Below are 12,271 nucleotides of genomic sequence, written 5' to 3'. Positions count from 1 at the left end.
TAAAACCTCCATTTATCCCCTAAATAAAACTTCATTAAACCCTTTAACGCTTGATTGAACGTGCAATTGTTGAAATCGTATGACGCAGGCCACGAATGGTTAACGACATTTGATAAATGTTCTCAACCAAAGCCACGCCACTAAAACCAGCATCACCTAAATGCTGAATATCAAAGCCGCAACGTTTATTAGTCAAAGCAATTTCCCGAATTGTCGCTCGATCAGCACCTTCTTGACTAGTACCAATGGCGGACAACGCTAATGCACCCGCTTGGTGAACTAATTGAACTTTACGATAAGCCATTGCTTCCGTTAAACCAGGTACTGTACCCACAGCTGGCATTAAGACGATATCGGCACCTTGAGCTACAAAGCCTTGTAAAATCTCGTCTTCAGGAATAACCGCTTCATTAGCACCACCACCGTGCATTTTTCCGGCAATGATTAATCCTTGGAAATTAGCCTTTACTAAAGCAATACTTTGATAAATCTGTTCAGTTGACACACCAGTCCCGGGATTGCCAGTCAGACAAATAAAATCGACACCCAATTCACCAGCCGCCTTAATCGTTGCCATGGTACAAGTTCTTCCGACAGCAATTTGATCACGGTCTTCTAACATATTGACCTGAGTATCGATTGGTTCTAAGTTGATGCCAACTGGCCGACCAACTAATTCGCGTAACTGAGTCACCACATTCGCGCCAGTACCAACACCTTTAATTTCAGGATGAAAGACATCAAACCCATTTAATAAAATCAAATTAGACCCGTACGCAACCGCAACTTCAGCATTAGAAAGATCATCAATTAATGGTGAATGGGTGGCGACTGTTTCTGTACAAATAATCCGCCCTTCAGAAGCTTGAATTGCTTGTTTCAACTCTGGTGCTGTCAATTTAAGAACTGTTGAGGCATCACTGCCTAATAATCGTTTCATTTTCTGATTTTTCCTTTTGTCTTTTTTTGATTCACAATAATAACATTACCTTGCGTATAGGGATGACGTGACCGTGATAACTCAAAAGGCGTACCATCTTCAAAATAAACAACCTGGCTAACTTCCAAAATCGGATCACACTGGCCCAGATCAAGTTCCTTTTGATCAACTGCGGTTGCCTTATCTGCACGAACAATTCGATAAGACGAACCAATCTGCCTGCCAAAATGCTGTTCAATATAACTGTAAATTGACTTTAATAAAACATCCCGAGTAATTCCAGGGACCGCTTTAAAGGGCATCACAGTATATTCAATCGCATAAGGCACTTTATTCAAATAGCGAACCCGACAAATATCATAAACTGGGTCAGTTTCCTTGATCAATAAATTATCCTGCTCATTTTTATCAGGAAACCGCGTATCAAATCGTAAAATTTTACTGGTTACTTGCCCCTGATTACGCAATCGATAAGTTGCTCCATGATATTCGTTAGCCAATGTATCCAATTTAGAAATTTGTAAAGCACTTTGACGAATATACGTACCAGAACCACGGATACTATACAAATATCCAGCATCCACCAAAATTTTAAGCGCCTGTTGAATCGTCATTCGACTGGTTTCAAATTCAGTGGCTAAATCACTTTGTCTTGGTAAAGGCTGAGTTACTGGATAGCGACCAGATTTAATTCGAGCAATCAATTCTTGAGAGATCTCTTCATATTTAGGCATTAACTGCCTCCTAACTGCAAACGTTTACAAATCAAGTATAATAGTTCACTCGATATATGTAAAGTCATATTTCAAATAAGCATTATCATATTATGAAATATTGTCGGTCATAATTCTTGTTTTATTAAGTGAGGACAAACGGTCATTGCAGAATCAAGCTAAAATCCGTATAATTAATTTATTAACGCGATAGTAGCTCACGTGGATAGAGCGACGGCCTCCTAAGCCGTAGGTAAAGAGTTCGAATCTCTTCTGTCGCATTTAAAAAATCGTCAGCGTCACTAACTAACTGATTATAACAACGAGATAAATAGCCTGATCGACAAGCAATGCAAAAAATGTGCTTGTTAAACAGGCTATTTTTATATTTTCGAGAAAAAGATAATCGGAGATGGAATAAATCCATCTCCGATTAGAGCTTTACTGGCCCCCTAGTAAACTAGGGTCCAAATTACTATTGAATCCCTCAGTTTTCAGCTAAAAGAGGGGGTTGGAAGTGAGGCCTCACTTCTAATCCATCTAAATCTTCTAGGTTCGGCTAAAGAAGCACCATTTTTAGGATTTTCTGCCTGTGGATAAATTACTGAATTTAATGTTAAAATTTTATATGGATTGCCAAATTTATCTGTTTGTAAAACTGCGTAACCAGTTGATGCAATCCCAACGTCTAAACCAATTCGATACCCCACTGAATAATATTTTTTGATAATTATCAGACACTTTTCTTAACTACTAAAGCTGATTATTCGGCGATTATGCTTAAAATTAATTTTATTTCAGAAAGAAGTGACATAACATGCAATATTTTATCGCTGACACGAATTTTTGCCATGAAGGCGTGATTGCTTTTAATCATCGGCCTTTTGCTAATGTGACTCAAATGAATCAGGCTTTAATTGCCAATTGGAATCAAGTGGTGAAGAATCCTAAAGATGAAGTTTATATTCTTGGTGATTTCCTATACCGCGGTACAGCGCAACAGGCCAATCAAATTCTGGAACAATTACATGGCAAAAAATATTTAGTTCGAGGTAATCATGAAAGCTATTTGAAAGATCCTGCATTTGATACCTCACAATATTCATGGATCAAGGATTATGCGACTTTAAAATATCACAAAATCAAATTTATTCTGTTTCATTACCCGATTCTCGAATGGGATAAGTATTTTCAGAATGCCATTCATCTCTATGGTCATGTTCACGATACTAGGCAAGCTTATTTCGAAACGACGTTAGGGCCAAGGGCGGTTAATGTTGGTGCTGATTTGATCAACTATCGGCCAATTAGTATAGATCAAGTGCTGGCACTCGTGGAGCAGCGTGAACAAACTGCTTTTAGCGCGGCAAATCTGCAAATGGATTTAGCAGAAATTTATCAACACGGTTTCCAACACACTTTCAAAAGTCTGCCGGTAAACGTTGCAAATCAATGGGAAGTTATTTGGTGCGATCAAGGTCAACATCAAGTTGAACATTTAGGCTACTACCCTTCTCTCACGCAAGCACAACAGCATGTTCGTCATTGGTGGCAACAACGCAACTTTGAACCAGAGCGCATCCATGAGCGTTTAGACCACGGCAGTCTTTGGTGGGATTATGGCAGTCAGAGCCGATTTTACTGTTTTATTGCGCCAGCAAACTGAGCTCGTTCTTCAAAAAAATTGATCCTAACGACAAAAAAGTTCTGAACAATTCAGCCGAATTTGTTCAGAACTTTTTTCATGGCCTGCAAAACTCTTCTGCACAATTGCGACTGATTGATTGGAGCGGATCTTCTAAAATTGTCGCGAATCTCTCTAATAAATGGCATCAGACAGCAATTACTTAACTAAAATCGAAAATGATAATCGGCATTAAAATTAATCCCAAATTAATACTTGCTCTGGGAGGCGTTTCATACTTTATACTGTGGTCAAGTTCTAACAATGTGGTCTGTAACCACAGGCTAAATGATGGAGGTTTTCAAATGAATACAGTGATTGAAATAACTGATCAATTCGGCTTGGATTACTACTATGCTAACGTTAGTTTCACTAGTGATTCATTGGTGTTACTGAACTCCGAGCGAAATCAGCGCTTACTCAACTGTCGGCTGCCCTTAACCGAGCTGACTGAGGAACCGGTTCAGCCGCAATTTTGGACTACCAAATACAGCTTAAGCTATGATAAAATTTTATATACCTTTGTGGATTATGGTACTGGCGTGATTCCTTATTTAAAACGATATTTGCGCCAGCACACCACACAATTAGCCCACAATTAAACAATACTGATTTGATTAGGAAGACAAATAAATATGACACGAAAATTAATTGCATTTGATTTAGACGGTACTTTATTAGACGATCAAAAGCATCCCTTACCAAACACATTGACAGCCTTGCGCCTTCTGGAACAACAAGGTCATCTAGTAACCATCGCCACGGGACGCACTTTGTTATACATTGAAGATATTCTCGCGGAAACGCAACTCAAAAACTACATTGTTTGCAATGGCGCTGCTGCTTTTGTTGATGATCAACAAATTGTCAAAGAAAATTTGAATCCCCAGGTGCTTGATCATTTAATCAATCGCGCCCGCGCTTTGAAAATTGATCTGGCTGTGCTAACCCTTCATGAAATCAAGCGACTCACGAATTTTGCTCCTAAAAAAATGGCTACTGCCATGACTTCCTTTGGCAAATCCCTGCCTGATTTTGAGGCTCATTTCGCCGAACAGCACGACATTTATCAAGCCTTAGCCTTTTTTGATGCCAGCATGGACGCAACTTTTACCGCGGAATTTCCAGCTTTCAAATTCGTACGTTGGCATCCTTACTGCGTTGACGTGATTCCTCGCGACGGTTCTAAGGCTGAAACGATCATGGCAGTGGCCAAACATGCCGGAATCGCCCCAGCAGACACCATTGCTTTTGGTGATGCGCTAAATGATTTAGAAATGATTCAGGACGTTGGTGTGGGCGTCGCCATGGGCAATGCCTCACCACAAATCAAACAAGTGGCAAATTTAGTGACCGCCGATAATGAACACGACGGCATTTATCAAGCGTTACAACAACTGCAATTAATTTAGACGGTTCATCACTGAAGCGAGGCAAAATCATGGTAACGATCCGAGAAATTGCGCAAAAAACCGGCTATTCAACTTCGACGATTTCACGAGTTTTAAATCATCATCCCTACGTCAGCGCTGAAAAGCGGGCGAAAATCCTCCAAGTCATGGCGGAATTAGATTATCGGCCCAATCAATTAGCTCAAAACCTGAGTCGCGGTGCCAGTCGCAATATTGGCGTCATTATTCCCTATGTTGATAATCCTTTTTTCGAAAAAATGACGAACGGCATTATGGCGCGGGCTTTTGAATTTGGTTATAAAGTCACACTTTTACCGACTAATTACAATAAACAAGTGGAGTTAGCCTACTTGGAGGAGTTCTCGGCCAAGGCTTATGACGGGCTAATTATTACTTCTAAAGCCAATCCACTGAAAACAATTTTAGCTTATGAGAAATATGGTCCCTTAATTTTCTGCGAATATGTGGCTGAGGCCAATGTGCCTTGTGCTTATTTAGATCGCTCGGCTGCGCTACTGCAAGCATTCAGTTATTTTAAAGACCATCATTGCCACCAAATTGGCATTACAGTAGGTCGCAGTGAACAAATTAGTCCCAGCACCCAGCTAACCTTAAAAATCGCCCAACAAGAACTACCTCACTTCAAACTAACTCATGTGGTGCGTGATTGCACCACCGAGCAAGACGGTCAACAAGCCGCTAAGTATTTTCAACAGCAACCAGAAATCAATGGCATCTTAGCAAATGGTGACGAAATTGCGGCCGGCATTATTGAAGGCTATTCGGCAAAAAAGCCGCCCTTGATCGTCAGTCAAGATAATTTGTTGATTGGTAAATTCTTGCACTTCTCCTCAATTGACCAGCACCCAGAACAATGCGGTCAACAAGCCTTTGATTTATTTAAACAAGGCCGCCAGAATAAAGTGATGATCCCCCATAAATTTATTGCGCGCAGTTAAGCCAGTCCAACTGGGAAATTCGCTGGCTAGATTTAGATGAACTTAACCCAGCTCGTTATCGATTTTGTTAAAGCACGTTAACCTGAAAAATTGGTCAACGTGCTTTTTGTTGTTTTCAGGTAAAAAAATAAATTTCGACCTTATTCTACTTTCATTTTTGTAAAACCATTGAACTCTTTTTTAATTAATTGCACATCAACGCCGGATTTTTGTGCTTGCCGAACCCGCTGTTCACCCCAAATGGACATGATTACCAAAACGTCGCGCAGGCTTTTTCCTTCATCAGTTAGCGAGTATACAACTTTCGGCGGTACCTGCTGATAAACCTCACGATGAATAATTTGGTCCTGCTCAAGTTCACGTAATTGCTGGGTCAACATTTTCGGCGTCACCTTGGGAATTAGCCGGCGCAATTCTCCGGTTCGTTGGGGACCACTACCTAAATGGCAAAGAATAATCGGCTTCCATTTGCCACCAATCACATCTAACGTTGCTTCAACACCAAGTTGATAAATTTTACTCATAAAAACGACCACCTATCACATTAGTATCCTAAAAGTAGCTAGGCCACTTTTAAGTGCGTACTTACTTTTTGATAGTAACCATTATATACTAGTTTTCATCAACGGTTCAACTGATACCCGCCTAATTTAATCAGCGCCGCGGATAATCAGGTTCAGGCCGCTAGCTAGCACAATTTCATTGATTGAATTGCTTAACTACGTCCACGGAGCAACATCAATTAAAAAATGAATCGTCGTTAGAAATCGACCTGAAGCCAACTAATTAAAGGAGTGTTCAATATGAAGAACTATCAATTTCTGAATTCGTTACAGTTTCAAAACGGGTTGCAATTAAAGAACCGAATTGTCATGGCACCAATGACAACCATGTCCAGTTTTTACAATGGCATGGTGTCTGGCGATGAATTAAAATACTACGCGGCTCGCGCCGGTGGTCCTGGGATGATTATCACCGCAGTCGCCTACGTTCAAGCTGGTGGTAAAGGATTCGAAGGTGAACTGTCAGTCGCCAGCGACGAAATGATTCCTGGTTTAACCCAATTAGCTAGTACCATCAAAAAAGACGGTGCTAAAGCCATTCTCCAAATTTTCCATGCTGGCCGAAAAGCCAACACGAAAATCCTTCGTGGTCAACAACCTGTCAGTGCTAGTGCAATTAAGGCAAGCTACCCTGCCGATTCTGAACAGCCCGTGGCCTTGACCAGTTCTGAAATTGACCAACTGATCACCGATTTTGGGCTTGCAACTAAACGGGCCATTCTGGCTGGTTTTGATGGCGTTGAATTGCATGGCGCCAATACTTATTTACTACAGCAGTTCTTTTCTCCAAATTCTAATCAGCGGACCGATGATTGGGGTGGTTCTTTCGCTAAGCGGCTGCATTTTCCCCTTGCCGTCATTGCCGAAGTACAACGGATCATCGCTAAATATGCCCAACGACCATTTATTTTAGGTTATCGACTGTCACCTGAAGAGATTGAAACACCAGGAATTCGTTTAAATGACTCCTTAGCCTTTGCCCAGGAAATTAAAGATAAGGTCGACTATCTACATCTTTCGATGGGCAGTTATCAGCGCACTTCTTTAAATGACAAAAAAGATCAAACGCCAATTTTAAAACAATTTGCCCAAGTTATTGATCATAAAATTCCACTCATTGGTATTGGTTCAGTTGAAAAACCAGCAATGGCTGACGAAGTGCTTGCTGGCGGTGCTGATTTAGTTGCATTAGGTCGTGAGCTACTGCGAGAACCACAATGGGTCCAAAAAGTCTTGACCAACGACGAAGCCAGCATTCGTACCACAGTTAGTCCAAGCGACTTAACTGAATTAGCCATTCCCGCAGTGATGCAAACCTATTTAAAAACTGCTTTCAAAACTGTGATGCACTTTACCAATGACTCAGAAAAAGCCCTCAATTATCAAAATCAAGTCGCACCAATGGAAGGCTTTGAAAAGAAGCTTTAAAAATGACTAACTAAGCCAATTCTCTCATCAATTGCTGCTGCAGAAAGTTGGTCAGTGATTTTCATCGCCCATTCACCATTTCCCACTAGGAACTAATGAGCCAATGTCCGGCACACACTGGATTTTTAATTTGTGTACCTTATCGACAGCATTATCTGATTGATCGTGCTAAAATAATCGCAAGGACTTTTAACTAGTAAAAAGAAAGTCGTTCATGATAAGGAAGCGCAATAATAATGACAGTTTTCACTGCATATGATCAAGATCAAATAATCGATTACTTAAAGACCCAAGTTCCTGATGGCAAGGTGGCGACTGATGCTAAAACACTACAGGCCACTTCATTCAGCCCCAATTTAACTGACGCTGACAGTGGCGTGGCTTTGGCTTTCGTCGCCGCGAAAAGCACTGCGGATATTCAAGGCGTTTTAGCCACTGCTCGAAAATTCCATTTACCAGTCATCACCCAAAACCAATTTACTAGTACGGTGATTGGCGCTGACGGTTTAAATGGTGCGATTATTTTATCAACCAAGAAAATGAATCAAATTTTGGAAATTAGTAAAGCTGATTCCTTAGCAGTTGTCCAGCCGGGCGTGATCAATGCCGATTTGGATGCGGCTGCCCGTCAACAAGGAATGTTTTATGCACCGGATCCTGGCTCCAAGAAAATTTCTGGGATTGGTGGTAACGTGGCCACCAATGCTGGCGGCATGAGTACGGTCAAGTACGGCGCCACTAAAGACAATGTTTTAGGTTTGAAGGTTATTTTAGCTGATGGCCGAGAATTAAAGCTAGGTGGTCGCACACTAAAGCAAGCATTCGGCTACGATCTGACTCAACTATTTGTTGGTTCGGAAGGCACCTTAGGCATTATTACCGAAATTACCGTGAAATTATTGCCGATTCCTTTAGGCAAACCATTGGCTGGGATTGCTTTCTTTGAAAACATGACTGCTTTGGCTAAAGCGGTGGCCGCCATTCGGATTTCCGGCGTCTATCCTAGCATGCTCGAAGCGCTGGATAATAAGACCGTCATCGCCCTTGATCATTATGAAAAGACCAATTACGCTCAGCAAAGTGGCGCCATGTTAATTTTCAAAATTGATAGTAGTTCGCCTGAAGCCATTCAAGTCTTGAAAAAGTTATTAACAGACTATCAAGCTCGTGATGTTCAGTTAACAGATGATCCAACCAAGCAAGCACAATTGTTACAATTACGTCGTGATATGTTGCCCGCTGTCTTTGCTGGCCAGAACCATATTATGGAGGATATGGCCTTACCACTGTCACAATTGGCACCAATGATGGATTACATTCAAGAAGTCGCTCAAAAATTAGGCCTGAAAATCTTCACTGCTGGTCATGCCGGCGATGGTAATGTCCATCCCACGATTGTTTGGCCGGAGGAAATCAAAGAAGTCCCAGCCAACGTCAATCAAGCATTGCGCTTAATGTTTCATAAGACCCTTGAGCTAGGCGGCACTATTTCTGGCGAGCACGCTGTGGGCATGTTGAAGAATCAATGGAACAACGAAGAACTAGGTGACAATGTTGATTACTTACAACATCAAATCAAAGCCTTATTAGATCCCTTGAATATTTTGAATCCAAAACGCAAAATTAATTAATAATTAATCAGCGATAAGTTCTTTTAATACCATTCTTAATACCATAGAAACATCAAAAGATTGCCGCGTATTGTTAAAATTCGCGGCAATCTTTTTTGATGGCTAATTATTTAGAGACACAAAAATGACCTAACTGATAAATCGGTATCAGCTAGGTCATTCTGAAGCGTAAAGAGAAACTAGATGCAACATTGTAACATCCTTAATATTTAACACCTCATGCTATTCAATTGTCACAAGAACCAGTTCGTAACGCATCTTACTGTTAAACTGTCTGCTATCCACAATTGTGGCTATCTTTTCTCGCGATCAAATCGATCCTTGTTGAAACGTGCTGTCCGAAAGTTTTTCAGACATCCACCTCCACATGATACGTTTTTCAGAATTCTGCTTTTCACTCAGCTTTTCTGAAGGTATTACTGTAGTAATAATTCTTAACGAAACACCATATCCATGTTCTGTTAACGTACAATCATTCTACTTCTCTGAAACCTGACGCCTAATACTAAAAGTTCAAAAGTAACAATATATCGATTGTTGCTTCACTGTTGGTACAAAACTCAACATTGGCCTTAGTTGAGTATCGCTTGACTAATGATCATTAGTTCCACAGGTGCTAGTTCAACAATTCTGTTGGTGACTAGCTAGCATCTGTTTCTCTTTACATTCTTATAGTAGCACGGTTTGAAAACGGTTGCAAGCTTTTCGGCTAATTATTTTGGTTTACCACTTTAAGACTTAATTGACGCCCAACTAGCCGCTATTTCACTGGGTTTAGTAGCTGCTGGTGACTTTGATAATTTAAGATATTCGCCACGGAGCCTTGCACCATATTTTGAACAGCGACATCGGTATGATAAGCAATATGGGGCGTTAAAAGCACATTGTCTAAGGCAGCCAATTCATGATAATAAGGTGCCGTAATCGGTTGTTGCTGTTCACTGGCTCGCTCAATTTGCGCCTCAAATTCATAGGTATCAATTGCTGCGCCACCAATTTGATCCGACTGCAAGGCAGCATATAACGCCGCCGTATCAATCAAATTACCACGAGCCGTATTAATCACCACCGCACCCTGCGGCAGTAATTTCAAAGTGTCGGCATTTAATAAATGATCATTTGCCTTAATACCAGGCACATGTAGGGTCACGATTTGACTTTGTTTTAATAGCGTCGGCAAATCAGCAGTATAACTTAGCCAATCAGGTTTGTCAGCGCGTGGAAAAGCATCAAAGGCAATGACTTTAGCGCCAAAATTATGGAAAGTTTTGGCGGCAAGTAAGCCAATATGCCCCGTACCAACAACACCCACGGTCTGTTGGTTTAATTCGCGACCCACTAAAATTTGAACGGCGGCCAATTTGTCCTGAGCGACTAATTTGGTCATGGCTGGTACTCGACGCAATAATTCCAGCGCCGATAATACCACAAATTCAGCAATCGCTGCCGGTGAATAGCTGGGCACATTACTAATCTGAATCCCATAGTGAGCAGCACTTGCTAGATCAATATTATCGGTGCCAACATTTCGAATAGCCAAGACGGGAATCTGCAAAGCCGCCATTTGTGCAAAGATGGCTTGGTCATAAGGCAAGGTTTGAAAAGCACTAATGCCACAGCTTCCCTGAGCCAAGGCCACATTGTCAGCCGTTAACCAAGCAGACGTTTGTACTAATTCAAACCCTGCTGATTCTGCCAACTGTTGTAACCAAAGTTTTTCCTCTGGTCGGACGCCATATGCTGTTATTTTCATGAATGAAGGGGCTCCTTTCGTTGATAAATTCGCCGTTGATCATGCTGCCCAGCAAAATAAAACTTAGCCTGTGGTGATTGCGGTTCAATTTGATAATCTTGGTCATCAGTCAGGCCAGTTTGCTGGAATAATTGTTCATATTCCGCCACCGTTAGCCGTTGTCGTTGCGCCAATTGCTGCTGATGAACAGCCACTTGGAGATGTTGTTGATAATCGGGCTGAACTAATGCGGTAAAAAATTCGGCCACGGCGCCGGAACCATAACTGTATAATCCCAGGCGCGCACCAGCTGGTAGCTGTTGCTGATCAAGCAATGAAAGTAAACTTAAGTATAAAGAACCAGTATATAAATTACCAACTTGACGATTATAAACCGTTGCCTGTTGGAAATAATCAAAGTAATTGTCTTTATCTGAGGCTGCTAAATCAGCAGTCATTTGCCGTAATCCTTTTAAACCCAATTTAGTAAAGGGAATGTGGAATAAAACGGCGGTCAAATCGGCTAAAGTCATGTTTGTCTTGGCTTGGTAATCTTGCCAAGTTAATGCTAAAAAGCGTAAATACTGCTCAGTAGAAAATTTACCATCAGCTAAGGCCGTATCACGATAATTCGGCCGCCAGAAGTCCATGATTTCTTCACTGTAATAAGCAGTTGGTTGTTGCAAAGCTAATAATCGTGGCTGTCGCGTAATCAAAAGGGCAATAGCGCCAGCACCTTGAGTCACTTCACCAGCGGTTGCCAAGCCATACCGAGCCACGTCAGCTCCCACCACTAATACTTTTTGACTTTGAGGATGGGCGGCTAAGTGATCATAAGCAATCTGCAAGCCAGCGGTCGCCCCATAACAAGCTTCCTTAACCTCAAAAGCTCGAGCCTTGTGATTAACAGCTAGTAATTCCTGTAAATAAAGCGCCGCGGCTTTCGACTGATCGATCCCACTTTCCGTGGCAAAAATCAGTAAATCGATTTGTTCCCGATCAGCTTGATCAAGAATTTGACTAGCTGCATTGGCTGCCATGGTCACAATATCCTGGTCTGGTGGTAAAACGGCCATTTGATCCTGGCCAATGCCAATTTTATACTTAGCGGGATCAACCTGCCGTGCCGCCGCCAAATCGGCGAGATCTAAATAATATTCTGGACTATAAAAGCCGATTTTATCAATGCCTATGGTTGTTTCCACAGCT

Annotated in this window: 11 protein-coding genes and 1 tRNA gene; 7 read left to right on the top strand and 5 right to left on the bottom strand. The window is 41.5% G+C overall.

Features of this window, described 5'->3' with window-relative positions; translation table 11 throughout:
• Positions 1-43: 43 nt before the first annotated feature.
• Both EKM82_RS02965 and EKM82_RS02960 read right to left on the bottom strand, forming a co-directional pair.
• Positions 44-940 carry a DUF7916 family protein gene (locus EKM82_RS02965; protein ID WP_125766833.1) on the bottom strand — a complete coding sequence of 299 codons (897 nt, stop codon included), beginning with the start codon at positions 938-940 and terminating at the stop codon, positions 44-46.
• Positions 937-1,674: a GntR family transcriptional regulator gene (locus EKM82_RS02960; RefSeq protein WP_125766832.1), complete on the bottom strand. Its 738-nt coding sequence runs from the start codon at positions 1,672-1,674 to the stop codon at positions 937-939. Before EKM82_RS02960 ends, EKM82_RS02965 begins: the two co-directional genes overlap by 4 nt.
• A gap of 186 nt (positions 1,675-1,860) precedes the next feature.
• Between EKM82_RS02960 and EKM82_RS02955 the strand changes: the two genes are divergently transcribed.
• From EKM82_RS02955 to EKM82_RS02935, 5 genes are all read left to right on the top strand, one after another.
• Positions 1,861-1,934: transfer RNA gene (locus tag EKM82_RS02955), tRNA-Arg, on the top strand.
• Between the two features lie 536 nt (positions 1,935-2,470).
• Positions 2,471-3,319 (top strand): metallophosphoesterase, encoded by an 849-nt coding sequence (locus EKM82_RS02950; protein WP_125766831.1) that lies wholly within the window; start codon positions 2,471-2,473, stop codon positions 3,317-3,319.
• 323 nt (positions 3,320-3,642) lie between these two features.
• Entirely contained in the window at positions 3,643-3,939 is a 297-nt protein-coding gene (locus EKM82_RS02945) for a hypothetical protein (RefSeq protein ID WP_125766830.1), read from the top strand.
• A 33-nt stretch (positions 3,940-3,972) separates the two neighbouring features.
• The gene (locus EKM82_RS02940; RefSeq protein WP_125766829.1) at positions 3,973-4,749 is read left to right on the top strand and encodes a Cof-type HAD-IIB family hydrolase; all 777 of its coding nucleotides are present in this window, start codon (positions 3,973-3,975) and stop codon (positions 4,747-4,749) included.
• Positions 4,750-4,778: 29 nt separating this feature from the next.
• Positions 4,779-5,708, top strand: coding sequence for a LacI family DNA-binding transcriptional regulator (locus EKM82_RS02935; protein ID WP_125766828.1), 930 nt, complete (start codon positions 4,779-4,781; stop codon positions 5,706-5,708).
• A gap of 140 nt (positions 5,709-5,848) precedes the next feature.
• Here EKM82_RS02935 and EKM82_RS02930 read toward each other — a convergent pair whose 3' ends face one another.
• Positions 5,849-6,232 carry a winged helix-turn-helix transcriptional regulator gene (locus EKM82_RS02930; RefSeq protein ID WP_125766827.1) on the bottom strand — a complete coding sequence of 128 codons (384 nt, stop codon included), beginning with the start codon at positions 6,230-6,232 and terminating at the stop codon, positions 5,849-5,851.
• A 279-nt stretch (positions 6,233-6,511) separates the two neighbouring features.
• On the opposite strand from EKM82_RS02930, the gene EKM82_RS02925 reads away from it, so the two are divergent.
• Positions 6,512-7,699, top strand: coding sequence for an NADH-dependent flavin oxidoreductase (locus tag EKM82_RS02925; RefSeq protein WP_125766826.1), 1,188 nt, complete (start codon positions 6,512-6,514; stop codon positions 7,697-7,699).
• A gap of 236 nt (positions 7,700-7,935) precedes the next feature.
• Positions 7,936-9,330 carry an FAD-binding oxidoreductase gene (locus EKM82_RS02920; RefSeq protein ID WP_125766825.1) on the top strand — a complete coding sequence of 465 codons (1,395 nt, stop codon included), beginning with the start codon at positions 7,936-7,938 and terminating at the stop codon, positions 9,328-9,330.
• Between the two features lie 760 nt (positions 9,331-10,090).
• On the opposite strand, the gene EKM82_RS02915 is transcribed toward EKM82_RS02920, so the two are convergent.
• Both EKM82_RS02915 and EKM82_RS02910 read right to left on the bottom strand, forming a co-directional pair.
• Positions 10,091-11,083 carry an NAD(P)-dependent oxidoreductase gene (locus tag EKM82_RS02915; protein ID WP_125766824.1) on the bottom strand — a complete coding sequence of 331 codons (993 nt, stop codon included), beginning with the start codon at positions 11,081-11,083 and terminating at the stop codon, positions 10,091-10,093.
• On the bottom strand, positions 11,080-12,267 hold the full coding sequence (locus EKM82_RS02910; protein WP_125766823.1) for a hydroxymethylglutaryl-CoA synthase: 1,188 nt from the start codon (positions 12,265-12,267) through the stop codon (positions 11,080-11,082). Before EKM82_RS02910 ends, EKM82_RS02915 begins: the two co-directional genes overlap by 4 nt.
• Positions 12,268-12,271 lie beyond the last annotated feature (4 nt).

Origin of the sequence: Lapidilactobacillus wuchangensis, from assembly GCF_003946645.1 — a bacterium.
Lineage (GTDB): Bacteria > Bacillota > Bacilli > Lactobacillales > Lactobacillaceae > Lapidilactobacillus > Lapidilactobacillus wuchangensis.
This window is presented reverse-complemented; position numbering and strand designations above follow the sequence as displayed.